The organism is Stenotrophomonas sp. STM01 (genome assembly GCF_014852135.1).
GTDB lineage: Bacteria > Pseudomonadota > Gammaproteobacteria > Xanthomonadales > Xanthomonadaceae > Stenotrophomonas > Stenotrophomonas capsici.
The window spans coordinates 24,553-51,168 of sequence record NZ_JACVBA010000002.1; the positions used below are offsets into that span (position 1 = coordinate 24,553).

Annotated in this window: 21 protein-coding genes; 9 read left to right on the forward strand and 12 right to left on the reverse strand. The window is 68.0% G+C overall.

The features are described 5' to 3' along the window. Positions 1-85 precede the first annotated feature (85 nt). Positions 86-1,561, forward strand: coding sequence for an MATE family efflux transporter (locus IB227_RS10200; RefSeq protein ID WP_192287348.1), 1,476 nt, complete (start codon positions 86-88; stop codon positions 1,559-1,561). A 147-nt stretch (positions 1,562-1,708) separates the two neighbouring features. On the opposite strand, the gene IB227_RS10205 is transcribed toward IB227_RS10200, so the two are convergent. The 3 genes from IB227_RS10205 to IB227_RS10215 form a co-directional block, all read right to left on the reverse strand. Next, the gene (locus tag IB227_RS10205) at positions 1,709-3,064 is read right to left on the reverse strand and encodes a Gfo/Idh/MocA family oxidoreductase (protein ID WP_192287349.1); all 1,356 of its coding nucleotides are present in this window, start codon (positions 3,062-3,064) and stop codon (positions 1,709-1,711) included. 121 nt (positions 3,065-3,185) lie between these two features. After that, on the reverse strand, positions 3,186-6,161 hold the full coding sequence (locus IB227_RS10210; RefSeq protein ID WP_192287350.1) for a TonB-dependent receptor: 2,976 nt from the start codon (positions 6,159-6,161) through the stop codon (positions 3,186-3,188). Between the two features lie 124 nt (positions 6,162-6,285). Further along, complete coding sequence (locus IB227_RS10215) at positions 6,286-9,648, reverse strand: TIM-barrel domain-containing protein (RefSeq protein WP_192287907.1); 3,363 nt, start codon at positions 9,646-9,648, stop codon at positions 6,286-6,288. 320 nt (positions 9,649-9,968) lie between these two features. On the opposite strand from IB227_RS10215, the gene IB227_RS10220 reads away from it, so the two are divergent. The 7 genes from IB227_RS10220 (at position 9,969) to IB227_RS10250 (ending at position 17,788) form a co-directional block, all read left to right on the forward strand. Then, complete coding sequence (locus tag IB227_RS10220) at positions 9,969-11,117, forward strand: SIS domain-containing protein (RefSeq protein ID WP_192287351.1); 1,149 nt, start codon at positions 9,969-9,971, stop codon at positions 11,115-11,117. Then, positions 11,110-12,045: an ROK family protein gene (locus IB227_RS10225; RefSeq protein ID WP_192287352.1), complete on the forward strand. Its 936-nt coding sequence runs from the start codon at positions 11,110-11,112 to the stop codon at positions 12,043-12,045. Before IB227_RS10220 ends, IB227_RS10225 begins: the two co-directional genes overlap by 8 nt. Positions 12,046-12,063: 18 nt before the next feature. Further along, positions 12,064-13,398: a D-tagatose-bisphosphate aldolase, class II, non-catalytic subunit gene (locus IB227_RS10230; RefSeq protein WP_192287353.1), complete on the forward strand. Its 1,335-nt coding sequence runs from the start codon at positions 12,064-12,066 to the stop codon at positions 13,396-13,398. 36 nt (positions 13,399-13,434) lie between these two features. Then, positions 13,435-14,211 (forward strand): DeoR family transcriptional regulator, encoded by a 777-nt coding sequence (locus tag IB227_RS10235; protein ID WP_192287354.1) that lies wholly within the window; start codon positions 13,435-13,437, stop codon positions 14,209-14,211. Next, positions 14,208-15,332, forward strand: a complete 1,125-nt coding sequence (gene nagA / locus IB227_RS10240) for an N-acetylglucosamine-6-phosphate deacetylase (protein WP_192287355.1) — start codon at positions 14,208-14,210, stop codon at positions 15,330-15,332. The genes IB227_RS10235 and nagA overlap by 4 nt, the downstream gene beginning before the upstream one ends. 80 nt (positions 15,333-15,412) lie before the next feature. Then, positions 15,413-17,212 carry an MFS transporter gene (locus tag IB227_RS10245; RefSeq protein ID WP_192287356.1) on the forward strand — a complete coding sequence of 600 codons (1,800 nt, stop codon included), beginning with the start codon at positions 15,413-15,415 and terminating at the stop codon, positions 17,210-17,212. A 108-nt stretch (positions 17,213-17,320) separates the two neighbouring features. Beyond that, a complete protein-coding gene (locus tag IB227_RS10250; RefSeq protein ID WP_192287357.1) occupies positions 17,321-17,788 on the forward strand; it encodes a hypothetical protein in 468 nt (155 codons plus the stop codon). Between the two features lie 266 nt (positions 17,789-18,054). On the opposite strand, the gene rplS is transcribed toward IB227_RS10250, so the two are convergent. The 8 genes from rplS to ffh all read right to left on the reverse strand — a co-directional run bounded on the left by rplS (position 18,055) and on the right by ffh (position 24,165). Further along, positions 18,055-18,468 carry a 50S ribosomal protein L19 gene (gene rplS, locus IB227_RS10255; protein ID WP_132865217.1) on the reverse strand — a complete coding sequence of 138 codons (414 nt, stop codon included), beginning with the start codon at positions 18,466-18,468 and terminating at the stop codon, positions 18,055-18,057. Between the two features lie 139 nt (positions 18,469-18,607). After that, positions 18,608-19,387, reverse strand: coding sequence for a tRNA (guanosine(37)-N1)-methyltransferase TrmD (trmD, locus tag IB227_RS10260; RefSeq protein WP_192287358.1), 780 nt, complete (start codon positions 19,385-19,387; stop codon positions 18,608-18,610). Between the two features lie 5 nt (positions 19,388-19,392). Continuing rightward, a complete protein-coding gene (rimM, locus tag IB227_RS10265; protein ID WP_132865219.1) occupies positions 19,393-19,908 on the reverse strand; it encodes a ribosome maturation factor RimM in 516 nt (171 codons plus the stop codon). A gap of 40 nt (positions 19,909-19,948) precedes the next feature. Continuing rightward, positions 19,949-20,209: a 30S ribosomal protein S16 gene (rpsP, locus tag IB227_RS10270; RefSeq protein WP_132865220.1), complete on the reverse strand. Its 261-nt coding sequence runs from the start codon at positions 20,207-20,209 to the stop codon at positions 19,949-19,951. A gap of 137 nt (positions 20,210-20,346) precedes the next feature. Beyond that, on the reverse strand, positions 20,347-21,138 hold the full coding sequence (locus tag IB227_RS10275) for an aminotransferase class IV family protein (protein WP_192287359.1): 792 nt from the start codon (positions 21,136-21,138) through the stop codon (positions 20,347-20,349). After that, on the reverse strand, positions 21,138-22,211 hold the full coding sequence (locus IB227_RS10280; protein ID WP_192287360.1) for a nitronate monooxygenase: 1,074 nt from the start codon (positions 22,209-22,211) through the stop codon (positions 21,138-21,140). The genes IB227_RS10275 and IB227_RS10280 overlap by 1 nt, the downstream gene beginning before the upstream one ends. Positions 22,212-22,241: 30 nt before the next feature. Further along, positions 22,242-22,676, reverse strand: coding sequence for a hypothetical protein (locus IB227_RS10285; RefSeq protein WP_192287361.1), 435 nt, complete (start codon positions 22,674-22,676; stop codon positions 22,242-22,244). A 106-nt stretch (positions 22,677-22,782) separates the two neighbouring features. Then, on the reverse strand, positions 22,783-24,165 hold the full coding sequence (gene ffh / locus IB227_RS10290) for a signal recognition particle protein (protein WP_192287362.1): 1,383 nt from the start codon (positions 24,163-24,165) through the stop codon (positions 22,783-22,785). A 110-nt stretch (positions 24,166-24,275) separates the two neighbouring features. Here ffh and ccsA point away from each other — a divergent pair, with 110 nt between their 5' ends. Continuing rightward, positions 24,276-25,067 carry a cytochrome c biogenesis protein CcsA gene (ccsA, locus tag IB227_RS10295; protein ID WP_132865225.1) on the forward strand — a complete coding sequence of 264 codons (792 nt, stop codon included), beginning with the start codon at positions 24,276-24,278 and terminating at the stop codon, positions 25,065-25,067. A 108-nt stretch (positions 25,068-25,175) separates the two neighbouring features. On the opposite strand, the gene radA is transcribed toward ccsA, so the two are convergent. Further along, a complete protein-coding gene (radA, locus tag IB227_RS10300) occupies positions 25,176-26,561 on the reverse strand; it encodes a DNA repair protein RadA (RefSeq protein ID WP_132865226.1) in 1,386 nt (461 codons plus the stop codon). Between the last annotated feature and the right edge of the window lie 55 nt (positions 26,562-26,616).

Consider the following 26,616-nt stretch of genomic DNA (forward strand, 5'->3'; position numbering starts at 1 on the left):
AACAGGTCTGCCCTGCCTACATGGGGCCGGCATCGTCACCGTCAAGATGCTAACGTGCCGGACCTCGAGCCTGACCCGCGCATTCATGTCGAAAGCAAGCCAAGCCCGCAACCTGACCGAGGGCCCGATCGGCCGCAGCCTGCTGCTGTTCTCGCTGCCGATCCTGGCCGGCAACATCGCCCAATCGCTCAATGGCTCGGTCAACGCGATCTGGGTGGGCAAGTTCCTGGGCGAGGCGGCGCTGACCGCCACGGCCAATGCCAACAACATCATGTTCTTCCTGATCGGCTCGGTGTTCGGCATCGGCATGGCCGCCACCATCCTGATCGGCCAATCGATCGGCGCGAACGACCTGCCGCAGGCACGCCGGGTCATGGGCACCAGCGCGACCTTCTTCATCGGGCTGTCGGCGGTGATCGCGGTGGCCGGCTGGTTCCTGTCGCACCGGCTGCTGGTGGCCATGGGCACGCCGGCCGAATCGATGCCGCTGGCCGATGCCTACCTGAAGGTGATCTTCCTCGGCATGCCGCTGATCTATGCGTTCGCCTTCCTCACCGCGGCCCTGCGCGGCGCAGGCGATTCACGCACGCCGTTCCGCTTCCTGCTGCTGTCGGTGCTGCTGGACATCGGTTTCAACCCGCTGCTGATCTTCGGCATCGGCCCGTTCCCGGAACTGGGCGTGGCCGGTGCGGCGTGGGCCACCTTCTTCGCCCAGGGCCTGTCGCTGGCGGCGATGCTGCTGTACCTGCGCAACAAGCGCCACATGCTGTGGCTGGGCCGCAAGGATGCCGCGCTGCTGAAGATCGACCTGGACATCCTCAAGGCACTGGTGCTCAAGGGCGTGCCGATGGGCCTGCAGATGGTGCTGATCTCGCTGGCGATGATCATGATGATCTCCATGGTCAACGGCTACGGCGTGGAAACCGCCTCGGCCTACGGTGCGGCACTGCAGTTGTGGACCTACGTGCAGATGCCGGCGATGGCCATCGGCGCGGCCTGCTCGTCGATGGCCGCGCAGAACGTGGGTGCCGGGCGCTGGGACCGCGTGGATGCAACCGCGCGCACCGGCGTGCTGTTCAACTTCCTGCTGACCGGTGCGCTGATCGCGCCGATCATCCTGTTCGACCGCAGTACCCTGGCGCTGTTCCTGCCCGAGGCCAGCCCGGCGCTGGAGATCGGCCGCCACCTCAACCACATCGCGGTGTGGTCGTTCCTGTTCTTCGGCGTGAACTTCGTGGTGTCCGGCGTGGTGCGTTCCACCGGCGCGGTGGTGCCACCGCTGGTGATCCTGGCGATCGGCATGTGGGGTATCCGCGTGCCGATGGCCAAGCTGCTGCAGCCGGCGCTGGGGGCCGACGCGATCTGGTGGAGCTTCCCGACCAGTGCGTTCTGTTCGATGCTGATGGTGATGGCGTACTACCGCTGGGGCAACTGGCGCAAGGCCAAGATGCTGGACAAGCACGCGCCGGACACCCTGGCCACGCCGGCCGAGGTGGCGTCCACGCCGCCGTCGCCGGTGGCCGATGCCAACCCCGAGGTCGAGGAGCCGGCGGCGCGCTGAAGGGCGTGGCCGGTGCGGATGACGGGCTTCTTTGCCCTCTCCGCCCCTTCGCTGCGCGGAAGGGACGGGTGACGCCGGGCCGTGCCCGGCGCCGGCGTCGACAAGCCCTGCTGCCGAGCGTGGCTCGGCACTACCGCTGTACGGCCTTCAGTAACTGGCGTCAAACGCGAAGATCGGCTTGCGCTGCTGCCACAGGCCGTTGGTGAAGTCCGGGAATTCCAGCGTCTGGAAGCCATTGGCGATGGACTGCTCGGACAATGGCGTGATCGCGCTCCAGGTCACCGCGTCGAAAATGTCGATCGGCATCGGCGCCTGGGCCTTCAACGACTCGACGAAGGCATGGATCACGAACCAGTCCATGCCACCGTGCCCTGCCCCGGCGGCGGTCTCGGCGTGCTTCTTCCACAGCGGGTGCTCGTACTGGTCCTGGTAGACCTGGAACTCCTCCCACTGGTGCGGCGGACTGCGCCCTTCGATATGAATGCCGTGGTTGAGGTCCATCCACAGGCCCTTGGTGCCCTGCACGCGGAACCCGAGCGAGTACGGGCGCGGCAGCGAGGTGTCGTGCTGCAGCAGGATGGTCTCGCCGTTGGCGCAGGCCAGCGTGGTGGTGACGATGTCGCCCAGCTTGAACTGCACCTGCGTGCTGGGATGCGTGGTACCGCCGCTCTTGGCCACGGTGTACTCGTGCAGGCCGCGCGCCTTGCTGGCGAAGGCATTGATGTGGGTGAAGCGATTGCCACGGTTGATGCCGGTGTACATCGCGCACGGGCCAATGCCGTGGCTGGGATACAACTCGCCGTTGCGCGTGACCGAATGCTCGGTGCGCCAGCGCGCCTCGGACCAGCCCTTGGCACCAAACTCCACGCCGCTGCCATAGGGGTGCTCTGGATTGCCGTCGTTGAACTTCACCCCGCGCAGGTCATGCTGGTAGCCACCCTGCAGGTGCACCAGTTCGCCGAACAGGCCGGCGCGGACCATCTGCAGCGCGGCCATCACGTCGCGGCGGTAGCACACGTTCTCCAGCAGCATGTACGGCGTGCCGGTGTCCAGTTGGGTCCGCAGCACGTCCCAGTGGTCCTGCAGGGTGATGCCGGCGACCACTTCGCAACCCACCGCCACCTTGGCCTGCATCGCTGCGATGGCCATCGGCGCATGCCACTCCCACGGCGTGGCGATGATCACGCCATCCAGGCCGCGCTGCTCCAGCAGCCGCTTCCAGGCATTGACGTCGCCGTCCTGGCCGTAGGCGGTGGGCGCCGGTTTGCCGGCCTTGGCGACCATGTCCATCGCCCGGCCCAGCATGATCGGCTCGATGTCGCACAGCGCCACCATTTCCACGTCCTCACGCCGCACCAGCTCCTTGAGCAGCACCTGGCCGCGCATGCCGGTTCCGATCATGCCCAGCCGCACCTTGCGGTTGCGCGCCCAGGCCGGCATCTGCGGCAACAGGGTGGTGGCGGCCAGGGCCGCGCTGGCCAGGATGAATTCCCTGCGTTTCATTGCATGTCCTCTTTCGTGAAATCGTGCCGTTGCCGGCAGGCGTATCGGCCCCGCACTGACGGTGCCATCACCCTCCCGCGCATGCAACGCATGCGAGGGAGGGTGCCGGGGCGTGGCAGGCTCAGAACTTGTAGGTCGCCGTCACGCTGTAGATGCGACCGAAGTTGTTGGCGTAGCCGGCGAAGTTCATCCAGTCGTTCGGGTCGTAGAACGGCAGGCGGTTGAACAGGTTCTTCACGGTCACGCCCACGCTCAGCTTCTCGATCGGACGCCAGTTCACGCTCAGGTTGGCCGTCCACCAGGCCGGTGCGCCGCCGCAATGGCCGGGCGCCAGGTCCAGGTAGCTGCCGGTGCAGGTCTGGGCGTTGTTGTCCTGCGCGTCGATGCGGTCATACGCCCACTTGGTGCCACCGACATAGTTGACGTAGAAGCCGGTGTCCCACTTGCCGTAGGTCCAGTTGGTGTTGAAGGTGGCGCGCACCTTCGGGTTGTTGTAGTAGCCGACCACGTTGCCGTAGTACCAGCCGTCGCCGTTGTCGGAGTTGTACATGTTGCGGTTGGCGATGGTCGCGGCGACACCGATGTTCAGGCGGCCCCATTCCCCCAGGTCGAAGCGGCTGCGCAGGTCCACGTCGAAGCCGTCGATCAGGGTGCGGCCGCGGTTGCTGTACTGGCCGATCACGCTGGCCACGTTGCCGGTGCTGTAGCCGGGCAAGGTGGACGGACAGCTCACGCCGCTGGCCGGGTCGTTGCACATGTTGGCCAGCGCGGCCAGGTTGGACAGGTCGGTCTCGGTGATCGGGAAGCGGGTCATCGAGTCGATGTCCTCTTCCTTGCTGTAGTCCGGTGCGACGATCTCGTCGCGGCGGTACACGAACCAGTAGTCGGCCGACACCGACAACCAGTCGGTGGGTTCAAACACGACGCCCAGGGTCGCGATCTTGGCCTTCTCCGGCTTCAGGTCCTGGTTGGGCTGGGTCATGCGTGCCACGTTGCGGCTGCAGTCGCTGTTCCACAGGCTGTTGCCCAGGTCCTGGTCGACGACGCGGCTGGACTGCCGCAGCAGGCCGGCGATGGCATTGGTCTCGTTGCAGCGGATCTCATCGCGGTAGCCACCGATCTGCGCATACACGCCGCCGCTGCCGGCCTCGGCCAGGCTGGGGGCGCGGAAGCCTTCGGAATAGGTACCGCGCAGCATCAGCTGCGGCAATGCCTGGTACTTCAGGCCGATCTTCGGCGCGGCGTTGGCGCTGAAGCCCGGGTACTTGTCCAGGCGCAACGCCAGGTCCATCTCCAGCTTCTCGGTGAGCGGCGCAACGGCTTCGGCGAACAGCGCGTAGGTGTTGCGCTTGCCGTCGAACCACGAACCGCCCTGCTGGGTGATCAGGCCGTTGGCGGCATCCGGATTGCCCGGGGTGTAGAAGGTCTCACGGGTGGCGTTGAAGCCGAACGCCGCGCGCACCTCGCCGGCCGGCATCTTGAACAGCGGGCCTTCGATCTTGCCGTCCAGGGTGTGCAGGCGGGTCCACGACTCGATGTCAAAGGTCGGGAAGGCTTCGCGGATCAGCGCCGCGTTGGCTTCACTGATCTCGCCGAACTTGTAGGCCGGGTGATCGGAAATGATGACGCGGCCGGTACCCGGATCGACGGTGTACGGGCCGAATGCCTTCTCGAACCCCTTCAGGTTGACGTTGGTGGTCTGGTAGGTCACCGAATGCGAGCCGGCGGTGGCGAACGCGGTTTCCCAGTTCCAGTCGCCGGCGCTGCCGCGCAGGCCGGCCACCGCGCGGTAGCTCTCGTCGGTGTTGCGCTGGCCGAAATGGCCGCCGCCCACGTCCTGCAGCAGGTAGCCCAGGCCGACCACGCCGCCCATCAGTGCCTTCATCTCGGGGCTGGCGTGGTTGTATTCGTTGTTCGGGCCGAGCCACGGGGTCAGGAACTGGTTGACCGTGTTGCCGGTGTTGCGCGAGAACCAGCTCTGCGGGTTGCCGGTGGTGGTGCCATAGGCGCGCGGCGTGCCGCCGTTGGCATGCAGGTCGATGTCGGTGTAGGTGACCTCGGCGAACGCCTCGGTGGCATCGTTGAGCTGGAAGTGGCCGTTGACGTAGGCGGTCACGCGCTTGGAATCGGCGCCGCCGTTGATCTGGCGGTTCATCCAGGTCTGCCAGATGCAGCGCGTGCCGCTGGCTACCTGCAGCACGTTGTTGCAGCCCGGCGCGGCCTCGTCCATCCGCGCCCCGGTGACAGGGTCGATGGCGTAGTAGTAGCCGGGGTTGAACACGCCGGGCGCGCTGCCGGTGTCCAGCCGCAGGTTCTTGATGTAGTCCGGGTTGTTGACGTAGAACTGCGCCGGGTTCTTGAGGTACCACTCGCTGTCCGGGATGCCGTCGCGCTTGTACATGTTGACGCTGGCATAGACGTTGTAGCGATCTTCGGACAGGTCACCGAAGCCACCGGTGATGCTGGCCTGGGTTTCGCCGAACGAATCGAAGCGCGAGGCGGTGTCCCAGGTACCGCTGACCTCCAGTCCCTGGTAACTGCTCTTGGTGATGACGTTGATGACGCCGGCCACCGCGTCGGTGCCGTACACCGCCGAGGCACCGTCGGTCAGCACTTCCATGCGCTCGATCACGGCGGCAGGAATGGCATCAATGTTGACGAACTGGGTCTGGAAGCCTGCCGGTGCGCCGTAGTACGACAGGCGGCGGCCATTCAACAGCACCAGCGTGCCCTGTGCGCCGAGACCGCGCAGGTTGGCCTGCGAGGCACCATCGGAACCGGTGAACAACGACTTGGAATCCACCTGGCCCGGCCGCGCGGCCGGCAGGTTGTCCAGCACCTGCAGCAGCGTGCGCGCACCCATGTTCTGGATGTCCTGCTTGCTGATGACCTGCACCGGCGAGGCGGTTTCCACGTCGGTGCGGCGGATGTTGGAACCGGTGACCTCGATGCGGGCCAGTTCGGTGGCCTTGTCCTTGTCCTTGCCGTCGGTGTCCTGCGCGAAGGCAGGTGCGGCGATGGCGAACAGGGTGCTGGCGATGGCCAGCGACAATGGGGCGAATGTACAGCGATGGGGATTGCGGCGGGCTGGCAACATCGGGTTCTCTCCTAGAAAGGTCACGCAAGAACAGCAGTTGGCGGGCAAAGCGATCCCGGGCCACGGCCTTGCGGCCGTGGTCGGCGTGGTACGGGGGAGCAGCGGTGTTACGTGGTGGTGGTGGTCAGGGGGCGACGTAGTCGGCGGTGTCGCCCTCCTCGCCGATCAGCACGGCGTTGGCCCAGTTGCCACACACCCGGGCCGGGTCATCCCCCTGCGCACCCAGCGTGCGCAGGCTCAGGCGGGAAAGCCCGCGCACATCCAGTTCCGGCTTGACCACGCCGGGTGCCTTGACCAGGCCGCTGTCGTACAGCAGGCGGTCCTCGCCCCACACCTGGAACTGCATGCCACCGGCCTTGCGGCACTGGTCGTCGATGCCCAGGTCGGCGCGCAGCAGCTTCCAGTTGCCCTTCAACGCGATATCGATGCGGCTGCTGGCCGACACGCCCAGGCCGCGGCGGAACTGCAGGCCGTTCATGCGCATCGGCACGTCGGCGCTGAACGCGCGGTCGGCATGGGCCGACGCGGCCAGTGCGGCCGGCAGCGGCAGCTGGGAGAGGTACTGCTGCCGGGCCGGCCGCTCGGCCGCCTGTTGCTCGAGGATATGGAAGGTGGACAGCGCGATCGGGCCGACGTCGCGCGGCTGCAGTGCATCCACCGCACGTGCACTGCTGCCCTGCGCTGCGCTCACCATCGGATCGGCACCGCTTGCGCCATCTCCCTCCGGGTTCTGCACGCTGAGCACGCGGAAGCGCAGCAGGCGGCCGGCATGGGCCGGGAAGTCGATACGCTGCAGTTCCTGCTTCAGCTGCAGATGACCGCTGGCGATCGGCTTGCCCCACTCGCCGTTGCTGTCGGCCATGTAGATTTCGTAATCACGCACCTGGCCATGCTTCCAGTGCTGGTCATTGCGCGGTGCCAGCTCGATGCCGTCGATCAGCTTGCGCTCGCCAAAGCCCACCACCCATTCGTGGGCGCCGGTGCGGATGGCCTGGTTGCGCACGCTGCGGAACCAGGTTGCCGGATCGTCGTCGAAGGCATTTTCCAGCGGATGGCCGGGCTCTTCGGCCGGGCGGTTGACCACCAGCAGGCTGTCGGACGGCAGCGCGCGGCCCAGTTCGGGCGCGTTCGGGAAAGCGTCGTCGGCCAGCGCGGCGGCGACCGGGAAATCCAGCTGCAGTTTCAGCGAGGTGCGGATGTCCTGGCTGGCGGTACGCACATGCAGCGTGCCCTTGCGCTCCTTGCCATCGAAGTACCAGCCCTCGCTGGCGGCCTGCAGCGCGGCCGCGTCGGCCAGCTGGGGCAGCGCGCGGCCATCCAGCTGCACGGCGGTCGGTGCGCTGCGGTTCAATACGCGCAGGCCATAACGGCGCTGCGCCAACTGGCCTTGATACTCGCCCTGCACCGGCGCGATCTCCACCTGCACCGGGCCACTGCCCTGCGCCGGCGCCTGCACGCGGATCTGCTGCGTGCTCGACTCGCCCTTCTGGTAACGGCGGGTGCTGCCATCGTCTTCGTACAGGGTGTAGCTGGATGCGCCCTGCGGATACAGATCGAAGGTCACCTCATCCAATGGCTTTTCGCCGTCGAACAGCATCTCCGGGTACATCGGCAGGATCGCACCGGCGCGCACGAATACCGGTAGCGTCGCCAGCTCGACCGCACGGTCCAACTGTTTGCCTGCGGCACCTGCCTGCAGATGGCGGCCATCCCAATAGTCGTACCAGCCGCCGGCCGGCAGATGGATGTCGCGGCGCCAGCCACGGCTCGCCGCCTGGCTGCGGTAGACCGGCGCGACCAGCAGGTCGCGGCCGAGCAGGAACTGGTACTTGTAGGTTTCATCCTGCGCGTGCGGGTCCTGCGGGTAGTCCCACATCAGCCCGCGCACCGGCGGCGCACCGCTTTGTGCAGCGTCGTGCACCAGCCCGTACATGTACGGGGTCAGGCGCATTTTCAGCTTGAGGTAGTCGCGGTTGATCGAGCGATACGGCTCGTCGAAGGCCCAGGGGTGCTTGCGCGCATTGGACGACCAACCGGACATGCCCATCAGCACGGGAGTGAAGGTCTTCCACTGCAGGTCGCGGGTGAAGGTCTCGGCGCTGCCGCCGAAGATCGCATCGACGTCGCCGCTGGCGTAGGCCATGCCCGACAGGCCCGAGCCCACCAGGGTCGGCACGTGCCAGCGGATGTAATCCCAGCTGCTGCTCTGGTCACCGGTCCATGCCACCGCATAACGCTGGATGCCGGCCCAACCCATCACCGTCCACAGAAACGGGCGCGAGTCGGAATTATTGAGGATGCCGTTGAAGGCCTGCTGGTTGGCGTCCATCGCGAACTGGTAGCCCTGCCCGGTCCAGGCCACGTCCAGCTTCTGCACCCGGCTGCCGGCCTTGCCGACTTCCCAGGCAATCTTGTCCACGCCGTTCTCGGTCCACAGGCCGGTCTTGAAGCCGTACCTGGCCAGCCCCTGCACGGTTTCCGGCAGCTGCTTGTAGCCGCAGCCGTAGCCGTCGTTGGGCAGGATCCAGCCGCCGGGCATGTCGTTCTCGCGGTACTTGGCGGCGACGCTCTGGACCACGTCGGGCGTGGTGCCGGTGGGGCCATCGCTCCAGCCTTCGGGCACGCTGCCGGGCTTCTTGATGTTGTCGCCGTCGTTGTAGCAATCGGCATCGCCGTAGGACAGCGCCCAGCGCGCGACCATGTTCGGGCGGCCGGTCAGCTGGGTGTAGCGTTCGAGCAGGCGCTGCAGGTCGGCACCCACGAAGTAGTACGCGTCGAAGCGGTCCTCGCGGTGCAGCAGCGTGGACTGGTCGGGCTGGCGCAGGTCGTAGCTGCCATCGCTCCACGTATTGCGCAGCATGCCCCAGCCCCGCGAGCTGAGCAGCATCGGCGCCGGGCTGGGGCGGTCACCCTCTTCCCAGCCACCGGAATAGGACACCTCCAGCTCGCGGCCCTTGAACTGGAAACGGCCGTTCTGCTGGCCACCACCATAGAACGCCTCATCGGCCTGCGAGGACAGCACCTGCACGCTCTGCGCCGCATCCAGGTCCAGTGGCTGCAGCTCCTGCCACATCGGCACGCCACGCGCGCCGTCCAGCCGTTCCAGGCGCAGTTGCAGGGGCTGGCGCTGCACGTGCAGCACCAGGGCCGGCGTGCGTACGCGGATCTCGCTGGCGTCCTCCTCCAGCTGTGCCTGCACCGGCTGCACCGGCTGCGGCAGTACGATCGGCGCGGCCTTGTTGCCGGCGTCGGTCAGCTTGCCGTTGCGCCCGGCCTGCACGTGCACGATGTCATTGGCCAGCACTTCGATGCGCAGCTTGCTGCCGTTGTCGGTGAGCAGTTCCCAGCCGCGCACGCCATCGCGCGCGTCCGAAGCACTCACCGAGCGCAGGTTGCCCACCGGCTCGGCTCGCGCCGGAAGCGCCGGCAACAACAGCGCCGAAAGCAGGGCCACCAGCAGCGGCGATTGACGGAAGCGGTTGTGCATCGTGTCCCCAGGCCCGTTCATCGGACGTTTCGAAATGCGGTTGTGGCCGACTCTAGGGCAGCAAATCGAAAGATGTCAACAAAATGAAAGCAAAAAGTAAGTGGAATTTCTTGCAATCGAAAGATGGTGCAAAGCACCACTTTCTGTTGCCCCCGGATTCGCGCATTCACCCGGGGCGAAAGGGTTTTCGTGGAAACCTTTCGTTCGTGACGCCGATCGCGACGGGTACATGACCGCCGACATCTTCTTTTCATTTGCTTTCGATATTTGACATTTCGAAAGAAAACGAAGATGGTTCGCCTGCACAACAGGAACCAAGAATGGACCTCACCCTGCTTTCCGATCTGTCCAACTGGCAGCGCCTGGGCGGTGCCGATACCGCCGCCGAAATCGCCCAACAGCCCTTGCTGTGGGAGGCGCTGGCCCACGATCTGTCCGAACATGCGCCGCGCCTGCAGGCCTTCCTCGGCGAACGCCTGGACGACCCGCGGCAACGCGTGCTGTTCACCGGTGCCGGCAGTTCCGGCTTCATCGCCGAGATGGTGGCCGACACCCTCAACGCGCAGTGGCCGGCCGAAATCCGCGCCGTGCATACCACCAGCCTGCTCACCCATCCGGCGCTGTACCTGCAGCGTGACCGCCCGACCCTGCTGGTGTCGTTCGGCCGCAGCGGCTCCAGCCCGGAAAGCGTGGCCGCGGTGGAGCGCGTGCGCGCCGACGTGGACGACGCGCGCTTCCTGGACATCACCTGCAATGCCGACGGCGAACTGGCCCGCCGCGGCGCCGGCCGTGCCGATACCTGCACGCTGCTGATGCCACCGGCGTCCTGCGACCGCGCCTTCGCCATGACCAGCAGCCTGAGCTGCATGCTGCTGGCGGCATTGGCCAGCTTCGACCGTGCGCCGTGGAACGCGCGCATCCAGCGTTTGGCGCAGGTGGCCGCGCTCGCGCGCCAGGGCATCGCCGACTGGGATGCAGCCGTCGCCACGCTCGCGCAACAACCGTTCTCCCGCGTGATCTACCTGGGCAGCGGCCCGCACGAAGCACTGGCCCGCGAAGCCGCGTTGAAGGTGCTCGAGCTCACCGCCGGACGCGTGCTTGCCCTGGCCAACACGCCGCTGGGTTTCCGCCATGGCCCCAAGTCCACCCTCAACGGCGAGACGCTGGTGGTCGTGTTCCGCAGCGTGCAGCCGCTGGCGCGTCGCTACGAACAGGACCTGCTGGAAGAGCTGCGCGCCGATGGCGTGGCCGGCAAGGTGCTGTCGATCGGCCCGCAGCTGGACGCCGGCGACGACTACACGCTGCCGGTACCGGCCCTGCCGGACAGTTGGTTGGCGCCGGTGTGGCTGCCGTTCGCGCAGCTGTACGCGCTGCAGCGCTCGGCCGCGCTCGGCCTGACCCCGGACAATCCCTTCCCCGATGGCACGGTCAACCGCGTCGTCAAGGGCGTGACCATCCACCATGATTGACGCCACCCGCACCTGCTACGGCATCGACATCGGCGGCACCAAGATCGAATTGGTGGCCTGCGACGCCACCCTGCAGGTGACGTGGCGCAAACGCGTTGCGACCCCGCAGGGGGACTATCCGGCCTTCCTGCAGGCGGTGAAGCACCTGGTCCACGATGCCGACCAGGCGCGCGGCAATCCGGCCGTCGCCATCGGCATCGCGCTGCCCGGCGTGCGTGACCGTCGCAGTGGCCGCCAGCTCAGCGCCAACGTGCCGGCCCTCACCGGCCAGGCCGTGGCCCAGGACCTGCGCGACCTGCTGCAGCGCCCGCTGCACTTCGGCAACGACCTGCAGTGCTTCGCCCTGTCCGAAGCGCATGGCGGCGCCGCCGATGGCTACGCCAGCATGTTCGGCGCCATCCTGGGTACCGGCGCCGGCGGCGGCTACTGCGTGCAGGGGCGGCTGGTCAGCGGCTTCAACGGGCTGGCGGGCGAATGGGGGCACTGGAGTGTCCCGGCCGGCCTGCTGCAACGCCATCAACTGCCACTGCTGGAGTGCGGCTGTGGCCTGCGCGGCTGCGTCGAGCGCTATGTCTCCGGCAGCGGCGTGGCGATGATCGAGCGTCACCTCGGCGGCGTCGCCCGCAACGCCAGCGACGTGATCACCCTGGCCGACGCCGGCGATGCGCGTGCGCGCCAGGCACTGGACATCCACCGCGACCTGCTCGGCCACAGCTTCGCCGCGCTGGTGCTGGCGCTGGACCCGCACGTGATCGTGCTCGGCGGCGGCCTTTCGCAGTACGCGCCGCTGTATGAGCAACTGCCGGCCGCCATCGCCGCGCACCTGTTCGACGGCGTGGAGGTGCCACCGATCGTGCCACCGCGCTTCGGCGATGCCGGCGGTGCCCGTGGTGCCGCCCTGCTCGTCAGCCAACCCGTCTTTTCCTGATCCCCCGGGAGTCCGTCCATGTCACCGCTGCAGTCCCTGCTCCTCTCCCACCGCCAAGGCCACAACGTGGGCCTGTACAGCGTCTGCTGCAGCAACGAGCAGGTGCTGCGCGCGGCCATGCACGTGGCATTGGCGCACGACACGCTGCTGCTGATCGAGGCCACCTCCAACCAGGTGGACCAGTTCGGCGGCTACACCGGCATGACCCCGCCGCAGTACCGCGACTACGTGTGGCAGCTGGCCGACGCCGAAGGCTTCCCGCGCGAGCGCCTGGTGCTCGGAGGCGACCACCTCGGCCCCAACGCCTGGCAGAAGCAGCCGGCCGCCGACGCGATGGCCAACGCCCGCGTGCTGATCGAAGCCTATGTCGCCGCCGGCTTCCACAAGATCCACCTGGACTGCAGCATGTCCTGTGCCGACGACCCCACGCCGCTGCCCGACGCCACCGTCGCCGCACGCTCGGCCGAGCTGGCCGTCATCGCCGAACGTACCGCCGTTGAAAACGGGCTGCCCTTGCCGGTCTACGTGATCGGCACCGAGGTGCCGGTCCCCGGCGGCGAAGCCTCGCTGGAAGGCGGGCTGGCCGTCACCACGCCGGCCGCCGCCGCGCAGACCCTGGCCATCCACCAGCAGGCCTTCGACACGCCGCCGCTGCGCGATGCCTGGCAGCGCGTGATCGCCATGGTGGTGCAGCCGGGCGTGGACTTCGACCACAGCAGCGTGCACGACTACGACCCGGCCGAGGCCGCCGCGCTGGCCGACTTCCTTGAGCAGCAGCCGCGCATCGTGTTCGAGGCGCACTCCACCGATTACCAGCGCGAATCCGGCCTGCATGCCTTGGTGCGCGACCACTTCGCCATCCTCAAGGTCGGCCCGGCCGCGACCTTCGCCTACCGCGAGGCCCTGTTCGCGCTGGCCGCGATCGAAGCGCAGCTGTTGCCCGCCGGGCAATGCTCGCAGCTGCCGCAGGTGCTGGAGCAGGTGATGCTGGCGCAGCCGAAGTACTGGCAGGCGCACTACCACGGCGACGAGGCCACGCTGCGCCTGCTGCGCGCGTTCGCCTTCAGCGACCGCTGCCGCTACTACTGGGGCGAGCCGGCGCTGGTGCAGGCCGTGGCCACCCTGTTCGCCAACCTGGAAGCCCACGCACCGCCGCTGGTGCTGCTCAGCCAGTACCTGCCCGAGCAGTTCCGCGCCGTGCGCGCCGGTGCGCTGTCCAACACGCCGGCCGAGCTGGTGCAGTTCCACGTCGGCCTGTGCCTGGCCGAGTACGCGCGCGCCTGCAGCGACAACCAGGCCGGCACGCGCCGGGAAAACGAAAGCACGCAAACTTCCGTTCTTGCGAAAGGGTAATCTCCCCCTTTCCTTCCCACCAGAACGAGACCCGACATGCGCAACACCCGCCCGCGACGCCAGCAGATCCTGCAGCTCCTGATCGAGCAGGGTTCGGTGCAGGTATCGGACCTGGTGGAGCAATTTGGCGTCTCGGCGGTCACCATCCGCACCGACCTGGGGCAGATCGAGTCGCAGGGACTGGCCACGCGCACCCACGGCGGCGCCACGCTGGTGCGGGTGCCGCCGCAGGAGCAGGACATCCACGAGAAGGACGTGCTGAACCTGTCGCTGAAGGAGTCCATCGGTGCGCGCGCCGCGCAGCTGGTGCAGCCCGGTGACAACATCATCATCGACTCCGGCTCCACCACCATGACCCTGGCCCGCCACCTGCACGACCAGCGCGAGGTCACGGTGATGACCAATGGGCTGAACATCGCCTGGGAGCTGGCCAACGCACCCGGCATCAACGTCCTGCTGACCGGCGGCGTGCTGCGCAAGCAGTCGCTGTCGCTGCAGGGCAGCCAGGCCGAATCCAGCCTCACCACCTACAGCTTCGACACCCTGTTCCTCGGCGTGGATGGCCTGGACCTGCAGTTCGGCCTGACCACCCACGACGAGGGCGAAGCCCGCCTCAACCACCGCATGGTCGAACGCGCGCGGCGCATCGTGGTGCTCACCGACGCCTCCAAGTTCGGGCGCGTCAGCCTGCACCGCATCGTCCGCCTCGACCAGGTCCACGCCATCATCACCGACCCCGGCATCGACGACGCCACCCGCGACGGCCTGCTGCAGCAGGGGATCGAAGTGATCATCGCCGAGCCCTCTTCATGACCGACACCCGCTCCCTGCACGGCCGCGTGCTCACCCCGCTGGGCTGGCGCCGCGGCAGCGTGCACTTCGACCAGCGGATCCGCACGCTGCAGGTGGAGGACCATGCCGGTGATGCCGACGCCCTGCCGATCCTCCTGCCCGGCTTCATCGACCTGCACGTGCACGGCGGTGCCGGCGTGGACCTGATGCAGGGCGGCGACGTCGCCCGCACCATCGCCCGCACCCATGCACGCCACGGCACCACCACCCTGCTCGGCACCACCATGACCGCCGCGTTCGAGGAAATCGAGAACGCCTTGCGCGGTTTGGCGCAGGTCATCGCCACACCGGATGCCGATGCCGCACAGATCATCGGCGTGCACCTGGAAGGCCCGTTCATCAGCCCGCAACGGCTCGGCGCGCAGCCGCCGCGCACCCTCGAGGCCACGCTGGAATCGGTGCAGCACCTGCACGCGCTGGCGCCCATCAAGGTACTGACCCTCGCGCCGGAGATCGGCCAGCACACCGCGCTCATTCCCGCGCTGGCGGCAATGGGCATCCGCGTGCAGGTCGGCCACAGCGCCGGCACCTACGAGGACGCGGTGGCCGCGCTGCAGGCCGGCGCGGTCGGCTTCACCCACCTGTTCAACGGCATGACCGGCGTGGACCACCGCACCCCCGGCATCGCCGCGGCCGCCCTGGCCCACGCCGAGTACGCCGAGCTCATCCCTGACCTGGAGCACGTGCATCGCGGCGTGATCCGTATGGCCACGCGCGCCATCCCGCGCCTGTACGCGGTCACCGATGCCACCGCCGCCACCGGCATGCCCGACGGCGAGTACGCGCTGGGTGAGCAGCGCGTGCACAAGTGCATGGGCTGCGTGCGCCTGGCCAGCGGTTCGCTGGCAGGCAGCGCGCTGACCATGGACCAGGCGCTGCGCAACCTGGTCGACGTCGGCCTGGAGCTGGCCGATGCCTCGCAGCGTGTGTCCACCTTCCCCGCCGACTACCTCGGCCTGGACGACCGCGGTCGCATCGCCCCGGGCCTGCGCGCGGACATGGTCGTACTGGGCCCGGACCTGCAGCTGCAGCAGGTCTGGGTCAACGGCCAACCGATCGACCCACGTCCGGCCCTGCACTGACCCTCTGTTCCGGTGCGTGCAACGCGCACCGGCATCCAACGCGCAGCCGCGCACCTGCCACCGCTCCCGGAGCGCTCCCGATGACCGATACCGCCTTCGCCGTACCCGCCACCGAGGCCGCCCCGCGCTGGCCGGTGCGCTACCTGCTCTTCATCGCCGGGCTGGGTGGGCTGTTGTACGGCATCGACATCGGCATCATCGCCGGCGCCCTGCCCTACCTGGAGGCCACCGCCAGCCACGCCTGGCAGTTGAGCAGCCAGCAATTGGGCTTCGTGGTCGCCGCGGTACTGCTGGGCAGCGTGCTGTCCTCGCTGTTCGCCGGGCTGGTGGCCGACCTGATCGGCCGCCGCGGCGCGATGCTGCTGGCCGGCGTGCTGTTCACCGCCAGCATCCCGATCATGGCGCTGGCCTCGGGCTACACACCGCTGCTGCTCGGCCGCCTGTTGCAGGGCATCAGCGGCGGCCTGATCGGCGTGGTGATCCCGCTGTACCTGGCCGAAGTGCTGGCACCGGAACGGCGCGGCCGTGGCGCGGCGATGTTCCAGCTGCTGCTGACCATCGGCCTGGTGCTGGCCGCCTTGATCGGCCTGTACCAGGCGCACGCGGTGGACGATGCCACGCGTGCGGTCAGCCACCTGCCGCTGGCGCAGCAGGCGCAGGAACTGTTCGCGGTGAAGGACCACGCCTGGCGCACCATCTTCTGGAGCTGTCTGCTGCCGGGCGTGGTGTTCTGCGCCGGCGTGCTGTGGCTGTCCGAATCGCCGCGCTGGCTGGTACGGCGCGGCCGCCTCGACGCCGCCCGCCGCAGCCTGCAGCGCACGCTGCCGGCCAGCCAGGTCGAGCGCACCCTGGCCGACATCCAGGCACCGGTGGCCGCGCGTGCCGACGGCCAGCGCGACCGCCTGCTCAGCAAGCGCTACATGGTGCCGTTCCTGCTCGCCTGCGTGGTGCTGGCTTGTACCCAGGCCACCGGCATCAACTCGGTGTTGGCCTACGCAGTCAACATCCTCAACCAGGCCGGCCTGCCCGGCGCGGCGGCCAACGGAGCCGACGTGGCGATCAAGCTGCTCAACGCGGTGATGACCGTGGTCGCGCTGCTGCTGGTCGACCGCAAGGGCCGCAAGTTCCTGCTGATGCTTGGCAGCGGCGGCATCTGCGTGGCCCTGCTGGGCGCGGCGATGCTGTTCTTCAAGGCCGAGCAGGGGCGGCTGGACGTGCAACCGCGCATCCAGCAGATGATTCTCGCCGACGGCCTGCAGCTGGAACTGGATCCCTCGCAATGGCGGCAACTGGCCGGCACCCACATGCGCGGCGACCAACCGATGCAGTTGACGGTTTCCTATGCCTACGGCGGCTTCAGCGACGTGCGCTCGCTGCGCAGTGACAACCCCAGCGACCACCTGCTGGGCATCCAGCGCGACGCCACCGTGCGCGCGGACAGCGTGATCGGCAGCTTCTTCCGCCGCCTGCACCTCAATCCCTTCCCGGACCCGGCCGCCGCGGCCGACGCCCCGCTGCACATCGACCAGGCCTGGATCGGCCCGGTGCCATCGGCGCAGCATGGCTGGATGGTCGCCACCTGCATCCTGGTGTTCGTCGCCTTCTTCGCGGTCGGTCCCGGCGTCTGCGTCTGGTTGGCGCTGTCCGAGCTGATGCCCAACCGCATCCGCTCCAACGGCATGAGCATCGCCCTGCTGATCAACCAGTTCGTCTCCACCAGCATCGCCGCGATCTTCCTGCCCACCGTCGGCCAGCACGGCTACGCCAGCATGTTCCTGTTCTGGGCCGGCTGCACGTTCGTGTTCTTCCTGGTCGCCACGTTCTGGCTGCCGGAAACCAAGGGCAAGACGCTGGAGCAGATCGAGGCGCATTTCCGCTGAGCCCAGGGCAGCCTGCCTGTCGTAGCGTTCAACGTGCGGCGGGCATCAGCCGATGGCAAGCTGGAGGCTATTCCCGGTCTCGGCCGGGTCATCGCCAAGGAGCCATCAATGCAGCGTGCACATGCATGGAAGCAGGCCGGCGCGCTTGTTCTCTGGTACTACGCCGGGAACGGGCGCAACTATCCAGGTTGGCATCTGACGGCAGACGCGGAAGGCGGTCACTCGATGATCGCCTTGCTCGACGCACTGACCCACGACTCCGCGCCTGCAACGCGAACCCTGCAGATCACTCCCCCGACAGCGGCGCACCTTGGTGTACCCAACAACAGGGCCGGGGTGGCTTGGCGTACCCCAGAGAAACTGCGGCTGACTTTTTCCAATGATCCACACACCTGGGGACTTGCCATGGAACAGGACCTGGCCGTTCTTGCGTTTGGCACTGAAGGCATGGCGGCAATCCGTGATGGACTGCTGGATGTGCTGCAAGGCCGCGGCGACTATTCCATCACCATCCCCGGCGGAACCGGTACACCGCTGTGGTTCTGGTGGTGGCCGAGAACCGCTGCCGGCCGGTAACAACGGCGGCACGGCCATGCAATAGAGACCCTCATCCGCCCCTGCGGGGCACCTTCTCCCGCGCGCGGGAGAAGGGATGGGGTTGCCGCGATCCGGCCGTTGGCCGGTGACCCCGAAACCTCGCGCAGACCTCCCTTCTCCCGTTTACGGGAGAAGGTGCCCCGCAGGGGCGGATGAGGGCAACGCAACACATCCACACCGCACAAACGCAAACGGCCACCCGAAGGTGGCCGTTTGCTGCATGCAGGCGGACCTGCGTGCGGGTATTACTCGGCGGCGGCAGCCTTGGCAGCCAGGCGGGCAGCCTTGGCCTGCTGGGCAGCAGCCAGATCTTCCTTGATGCGAGCAGCCTTGCCTTCCAGGCCACGCAGGTAGTACAGCTTACCGGCGCGAACCTTGCCGCGGCGCTTCACTTCAACCGAGTCGATCAGGGCGCTGTGGGTCTGGAACACGCGCTCGACGCCGTAGCCGTGCGAGATCTTGCGCACGGTGAACGAGGAGTTCAGGCCGGCGTTCTTGGTGCCGATCACGACGCCTTCGTAAGCCTGCACGCGCTCACGGTTGCCTTCCTTCACCTTCACGTTCACCACGACGATGTCGCCCTGGCTGAACTTCGGCAGTTCGCGGGTGATCTGGGCGGATTCAAACTCCGCGACGATGGACTTGTTCAGCTTGCTCATTGGATTACACCGATTATTCGGGGTGGGCGTGTCGGTATCCGACAACGTGGGCTTATGCAGTCGCCGAATTGCGCTGCACGTTTGTTGTTCTGGCGCCCCATGCCAGCCTGAATGGCTGGTGGGAACTCGCAATTCTAACCTACTGATTACCCTCGGCGCCAGTGGTTGGCGGCAGGCCAGCGGCCTGCGCCTCTCGGGCCTCGGCCAGCAGCTTGCGGTCGGTCTTGTCCAGGCCGGCCTCGTCGAGCAGGTCCGGCCGGCGCAGCGCGGTGCGCAACAGCGACTGCTGCCGGCGCCAGCGCGCGATGGCGGCGTGGTTGCCCGAGCGCAGCACGTCCGGCACGTCACCCAGCGCGTGGCTGGACGGGTGGCTGTAATGCGGGCAGTCGAGCAGGCCGTCGCCCTCGAAGCTGTCCTGCACCGCCGACTCGGCGTCATTCAGGGCACCGTCCTGCAGGCGGGTGACCGCATCGATGATCACCGCCGCACCCAGCTCACCGCCAGACAGCACGTAATCCCCGATCGAGATCTCCTCGTCCACCTCCGCCGCGAGGAAGCGCTCGTCCACGCCCTCATAGCGTCCGCACAACAGGATCATACGCGGCAGCGCCGCCAGCTCCCGGACCTTGGCCTGGGTCAGCGGGCGGCCCTGCGGGCTCAGGTAGATCAGCGGCGCCGGTTGCGGGTCGGCCGCGCGGGCGGCCGCCAGCGCGGCACGCAGCGGCTCGATCAGCATCACCATGCCCGGGCCGCCCCCGAACGGTCGGTCATCGACCCGCCGGTAGTTGCCCTCGGCGTAGTCACGCGGGTTCCAGCCATGCAGCTCCAGCAACCCGCGCTCCTGCGCACGGCCGACCACGCCCAGCGCGGCGGATTGCGCCAGGAATTCGGGGAACAGGCTGATGACGTCGACGCGCACGCGGGCTAGAACTCCGGATCCCAGTCGACCACGACCAGGTTGGCCTCGAAGTCCACCGACTTGATGAAGTCGTCCATCACGAACGGCACCATGCGCTCGCGGTCGCCGCGCACCACCAGCACGTCATTGGAGCCGGTGTTGAACAGGTGCGAGACCTGGCCCAGCTTCACGCCCTCCACGGTCTGCACGTCCAGGCCTTCCAGGTCGACCCAGTAGTACTCGTCCGGCTTGGGCGGTGGCAGCGCGCTGCGCAGGATGTAGATCTCGGTGCCGCGCATGGCCTCGACCACGTTGCGGTCGTCCACGCCCGGGAAGGTGGCGATCAGGGCCTTGCCCGACTCGCGGCCACGCACGCCGGTCAGCTCCGACTCCTGCCCCGAGGGGGAGCGCAGGATCCACGGCTGGTACTTGAAGATGGCGGAACGGGGCTCGGTCCAGGACTCGAGCTTCAGCTCGCCGCGCACACCAAAAGCGCCGGCAACCCTGCCCAGCAGGATCCGGCGCTCGGAATCTTTATTCATATGAAGCAGTCGGGCCGCGCTTTCGCGCGGCCCGCCAGGATCAGGCCGCGACGGCCTGGGCCTTGGTCGCTTCCTTGTACAGGTTGCGAACCTTGTCGGTCAGCTGGGCGCCGTTGGCAACCCACTTGTCGACGGCGGCGATGTCCAGGACAACGCGCTGCTCGGCGCCCTGGGCGACCGGGTTGTAGTAGCCGACGCGCTCGATGTTGCGGCCGTCACGGGCGCTACGGACGTCGGTCACGATGATGTGGTAGAACGGACGCTTCTTGGCGCCGCCGCGGGTCAGTCGAATCTTGACCATGGTGGTGTTTTCCTATGTTGCCCAGTCGCCAGGATGGCGCGGTAAGCCGGCGATTATAGCGACGGGTCCGGGGCATTCCAAGTCTTGGGCCTCCGCCGAAGCTGAACAGATGTTCAAGCCTTCACCCCCCAACCGCCCTAAAGCACCGCCCACGGCGCCTCGCCCAGCGCCCGCTGCAGCAGCTCCAGCAACAGGTCCGACTGCTCGAACACCTGCTCCCCGATCCGCGCCAGCGGCCACAGGCCGGTGGAATTGCAGGCCACCGCGCCGCTCATCCCCGCCAGCATCGGCAGGTGCACCTCGCGCCGCACCTGCCCCTGGCCCAACGCCGCCAGCCCATCCATCAGCAGCAGCTCGCTGACCCCGCGCAGCGCCGTTGCCTGCGGCCAGATCACCCGGCCGCCATCCCAGAACGCCACGTTCCAGGTGCTGCCCTCGCTGATGCAGCCCGCCGCATCGACGAACAAGGCGTCGTCATACCCGGCCGCCATCGCCTGCCGCCGGTAATGGAACAACGGGAAGGTCCCCACATGCTTCACATGCGCCAGCTCGCGCTGGTAGGACACCGGCAGCACCGCGCGTCCGGCCACCGGCATCGTCGCCGGCACGCCGATCCCGATCAGGACATCGATGGGCACGGCCTGCTGCGGCTGCCGGAAGTCGAAGGCACGCGAGAACACGGTGATCCGCACCGATGCATCGCCCACCTCGCAGGCCTCCAGGGCGCGCTTGAGCCAGCGCTGCAGGCTGGCCGCGTCCAGGTCGGCATCGAACAGTTCACGCGTGCCCTGCCGCAACCGCTGCACATGCAGCGCCCAGCCCTGCACCGCTCCACCGCGTACCTGCAACGAGGTGAAGTGGCCATAGTTGACCAGCGCCGGGGCGAGCACGTCCACGTCCACCGGCCGGCCATTGCAGAACAATCGCATCACAGCAGCACCTGCGCCTGTGCCCACATCGACTGCAGGATACGTGCCGCCGGTTCGCGTCGCGCCATCCACGCCGACTGCCCGGCCCAGGCCTGCATCGCGTCGATCCGGCCATCGGCACCGGCCTGCCGGCGCATGGCGGCAGTCAGCCCCCGCTGCACCGGGTAAGGACGCGGCGCAGGTGCATCGGGAGCGGCCGCGGCGCGCACATACGCGGTATCCAATGCGCGCCCCAGCCGGCCGCTGAAGGCACGGGTAGTGCGCGTGCCTTCCGGCTCGGCGTCCTGCAGGGCCTGCTTCCAGGCATCGGGGACATCGGATTCATCCGCTGCAAGGAAGGCCGTGCCGACCATCACCGCACTGGCACCGAGCACCAATGCTGCGGCTACGCCACGTCCATCGGCAATGCCTCCGGCGGCGATCACCGGCACCTCCAGCCGGTCGGCCAGACGTGGCAGCAGCGCGAACAACCCGACCAGCTGTTGCTCGGCCTGGTCAGCCTCGAATGCGCCGCGATGGCCACCGGCCTCGGCACCCTGTGCGATCACCGCATCGGCTCCGGCGGCCTGCGCCTGCAGGGCTTCGGCCAGCGTGGTGGCACCGGCCAGCCAGGCAATGCCGGCGTCCTTCAGGCGCTGCACCTGTGCCGGCGAGAACACCCCCATGATGCTGGATGCCACCGCCGGTCGCGCCTGGACCAGGGCCTCGAACTGCGCATCGAAATCCGCCGGGCCTGCATCACCGGCACTGGCCGGCACCTCCGGCCCCCACTGCGCGAGGAACGCCCGGGTCGCGGCCTCACCGGCCACGTCGCGGGCAGGCGCTGGATCGGGAATCCAGACATTGACCTGCGCCGGCCCCGCGGACTGCGCGCGGAAGGCCGCCATCCATTCCCCGACCTGCCCCGGCGTGGACAGCACCGCGCCCATCGCCCCCATGCTGCCGGCGTTGGCCAGCGCCACCGACAACGGCACCGGGCAGGCGCCGGCCATCGGCGCCAGCAGGATGGGGACATCAACGCCGAAGCGTTGGCAGAAGCCGGCAACACGCGCGGCGATTGCAGGGTTGTGCATGGCGATCACGACGCCAGCGGGCCACCCGGATCAGCGCACCGAAAGGGCGTAGCTCCGCACCCGCTGGCTGTCCATCTCTTCGCTGAAGGTGAAGTCCACATATTGAGCGTCATCGGCAGCCATTGCCACCTCGACCAAGGCCCGGCCGATCTCGCTGCCCTCGGCATCCAGCGCCCTGGCCACCAACGTGCCAGCGAACGAGTGGGACGCGATCACGTAGATGGACGCGTCCCTGGCCCCCATCCCGCGGCTCTTGCCCAGGGTGACCGTCAGCCCGCGCGCGGCCATCGCCGGCGCGACCTCGAGCGTGAGCGACATGCGCCTGTCCACGCCCTCGCCAGGGCCAGCCACGAAATCCATGGCACTTCCGTCGACGGCACGTCCCGTGCGCGGGGACGGCGAGCGGTCATCGCCGCACGCCGCCAGGCCCAAGGCCATTGCAAGCAGCCCGATTCCCTTCTTCATGCATGTACTCCTGATCGTTCGGATGACGGCGAAACATCGTGGCTTCCCACGCGCCGCAAGCCTTGTATCGGGAGCATTCCGGCGCCTCCAGCGCCGGCTTCACATTTCAGCGGAAAGGCAAGCCGCCCTTGCCACCGCCCATCGCGCCGAGCATGCCCTTCATGTTGCGCAGCATGCCCTTCATGCCGCCGCCGGCGAGCTTGCCCATCATCTTTTCCATCTGCATGTACTGCTTCATCAGCTTGTTGACGTCGGCCGGCTGGGTGCCGGAGCCGCGCGCGATGCGGGCACGACGCGAACCATTGAGCAGGCCCGGGTTGCGGCGCTCCTTCTTGGTCATCGAGTTGATGATGGCGATCATGCGCGGCACTTCCTTGCTCTGCGTGACCTGCTGCTTGAGGTGGTCCGGGATCTGGCCCAGGCCCGGCAGCTTGTCCATCAGGCCGCCGATGCCGCCCATGTTCTGCATCTGCTCGAGCTGGTCGCGCATGTCGTTCAGGTCGAACTTCTTGCCCTTGGCGACCTTCTCGGCCAGCTTCTGCGCCTTGTCCTTGTCGACCTGCTGCTCGACCTGCTCCACCAGCGACAGCACGTCGCCCATGTCCAGGATGCGGCTGGCCACGCGCTCGGGGTGGAACACGTCCAGGCCATCGACCTTTTCACCGGTACCGGTGAACTTGATCGGCTTGCCGGTGATGTAGCGCACGCTCAGCGCGGCACCGCCACGGGCGTCGCCGTCGGTCTTGGTCAGCACCACGCCGGTCAGTGGCAGTGCCTCGCCGAAGGCCTTGGCGGTGTTGGCCGCGTCCTGGCCGGTCATCGAGTCGACCACGAACAGGGTCTCGACCGGGTTGATCGCCGCGTGCAGGGCCTTGATCTCGGCCATCATCGCTTCATCGATGGCCAGGCGGCCGGCGGTATCGACCAGCAGCACGTCGACGAACGACTTGCGCGCGTCATCGATGGCAGCGCGCACGATGTCCACCGGCTTCTGGTCCGGGGCCGACGGGAAGAACAACACATCCACCTGCTGGGCCAGCGTCTTGAGCTGCTCGATCGCGGCCGGGCGGTAGACGTCGGCCGAGACCACCATCACCTTCTTCTTGCGCTTTTCCTTCAGGTGCTTGGCCAGCTTGCCGACCGTGGTGGTCTTGCCGGCGCCCTGCAGGCCCGCCATCAGGATGATGGCCGGCGCGGGGACATTGAGGTTCAGGTCGGTGGCCTGGGAGCCCATCACCGCGGTCAGCTCGTCGCGCACGACCTTGATCAGCGCCTGGCCGGGGGTCAGCGACTTGAGCACTTCCTGGCCGACCGCGCGCACCTTGATCTTCTCGACCAGGGCCTGCACCACCGGCAGGGCCACGTCGGCCTCCAGCAGCGCGATGCGGACTTCACGGGTGGCCTCGCGGATGTTCTCCTCGGTCAGGCGGCCGCGCCCACGCAGGCGCTCGATGGTGCCGGAAAGGCGCTGGGTCAGTGACTCGAACATGCGGTGCAACCTGCGGGAATCGTGGATACAGAGCCGCCAAGTATAGCGACCCGCCCGCGAGCCCGCCGGTTCACGTCGCCAGCGGCGGGTCCGTGTGCGAAACTGTGCCGATGACAATCGTTCTCATCGCCGCCGTCCTCTACCTGTTGGCAACGGCCCTGCTCGTGCGCGGACTGGCGATGGATCGCAACGCCCTGCCGCGCACCTGGCTGCTGCCGGCGGTCAGCGCCGTCGTCCTGCATGCCGGCTACCACCTGATGGTGGCGATGCAGACCAGCGGCGGTCCGGACATGCACTTCTTCGCGGCGCTGTCCCTGGTCGGGCTGGGCATGGCGGTGCTGACCACCCTGGTCGGCGCGCGCGGGCGCATGGCCGCACTGGGCGTGGTGGTGTTCCCGCTGGCCGCCATCGGCCTGCTCGCCTACCACGGCTACGGCCACGAACCGAGCAAGGTACTGGGCTGGCGCCTGGCCACCCACGCCTGGCTGGCACTGCTGGCCTACGCCACGCTGAGCGTGGCCGCGCTGCTGGCGATCATGCTGTGGCTGCAGGAGCGTGCCCTGCGCCGTCGCGATTTCCGCCCCTGGCTGCGCGCCCTGCCGCCGCTGGCGGACCTGGAAACCCTGCTGTTCCGCACGATCGCGGTGGGCTTCAGCCTGCTGACCCTGACCCTGGTCACCGGCGTGCTGTTCGTCGATGACCTGCTGGCGCAGAAGCTGGTGCACAAGACCGTGCTCAGCGTGCTGTCGTGGATAGTGTTCGGCACCCTGCTGATCGGCCGCCGCCGTTACGGCTGGCGCGGCAGCAAGGCCGTCCACTGGACCCTGAGCGCGATGGCGCTGCTGCTGCTGGCGTTCTTCGGCAGCCGCTTCGTGATCGAGCTGGTGCTGGGAAAGAACTAAACACGCCCGGTACTGCCGCGCCAGGCGCGGCAGCGGGATTCGGGCATCAGCAGGAATCGTCGGCAAGGCCCCGGCGGAGCATGGCTCCGCTCTACAGAGCGCTACGGATCATTCCGATGCCGCCTCCAGCGCCTCGGACAGCCGCTCCACCGCAATCACTTCCATGCCCTTCACCGAGCCGGTCTTTGGGGCATTGGCCTTGGGCACGATGGCGCGCTTGAAGCCGTGCGTGGCCGCCTCGCGCAGGCGGTCCTCGCCGTTCGGTACCGGCCGGATCTCGCCGGACAAGCCGACCTCGCCGAAGGCGATGGTCTTCTCCGCCAGCGGCCGGTCCTGCAGCGAGGACAACACCGCCAGCAGCACCGGCAGGTCGACCGCGGTTTCCTGCACGCGGATGCCACCGACCACGTTGACGAACACGTCCTGGTCGCCGACCAGCACCCCGCCGTGCCGGTGCAGCACGGCCAGCAGCATCGCCAGGCGGTTCTGCTCCAGGCCCACCGCGACCCGGCGCGGGTTGGACAGCGGCGAGGAATCCACCAGCGCCTGTACTTCCACCAGCAGGGGCCGCGTGCCCTCCCGGGTGACCATCACGCAGCTGCCCGGCTGGCGGGTGCTGCCACCGGACAGGAAGATCGCCGACGGGTTGGGCACTTCCTTCAGGCCCTTCTCGCCCATCGCGAACACGCCCAGTTCGTTGACCGCGCCAAAGCGGTTCTTGAACGCGCGCAGCACGCGGAAGCGGCTGCCACTCTCGCCCTCGAAGTACAGCACCGCATCGACCATGTGCTCCAGCACGCGCGGGCCGGCGATGCCGCCTTCCTTGGTGACGTGGCCGACCAGGAACACCGCCGTGCCGGTTTCCTTGGCAAAGCGCACCAGCCGCGCCGCGCTTTCGCGTACCTGGCTGACCGAGCCTGGGGCGGCGGTCAGGGTTTCGGTCCACAGCGTCTGCACCGAATCGGCCACGATCAGCTTGGGCCGCGCCGAGGCCGCGTGCTGCAGGATGTTCTCCACGCCGGTCTCGGACAGCCCGTTGAGGCCCTCCAGCGGCAGCTCCAGCCGCACCGCACGGCCCGCCACCTGGGCCAGCGATTCCTCGCCGGTCACGTACAGCACCGGCAGCGTGCTGGCCATCCTGGCGACTGCCTGCAGCAACAGCGTGGACTTGCCGATGCCGGGATCGCCGCCGACCAGGATCACCGCACCTTCCACCAGCCCGCCGCCGAGCACCCGGTCGAACTCGCCGATGCCGGTGGACACGCGCTGGTGCTCGGTCTGCTGCACGTCCTTCAGCGCGGTGATCTTCGGCGCCTCGACCTTGCCGGCCCAGCCACTGCGGCGCGCGGCCGGTGACTTGGCGGCGGCCGCGCTCTCCAGCACGATCTCGCTCAGGACGTTCCATGCCCCGCATTCGGTGCACTGGCCCTGCCATTTGCTGTACTCGGCACCGCATTCGGTGCAGACGTAGGCGCTGTTACGGGGCTTGGCCATGGAGGTTCCTGCGACGGGGGACCGCAGGATAGCCGAGGGTGGTCGCAGTGGCTGC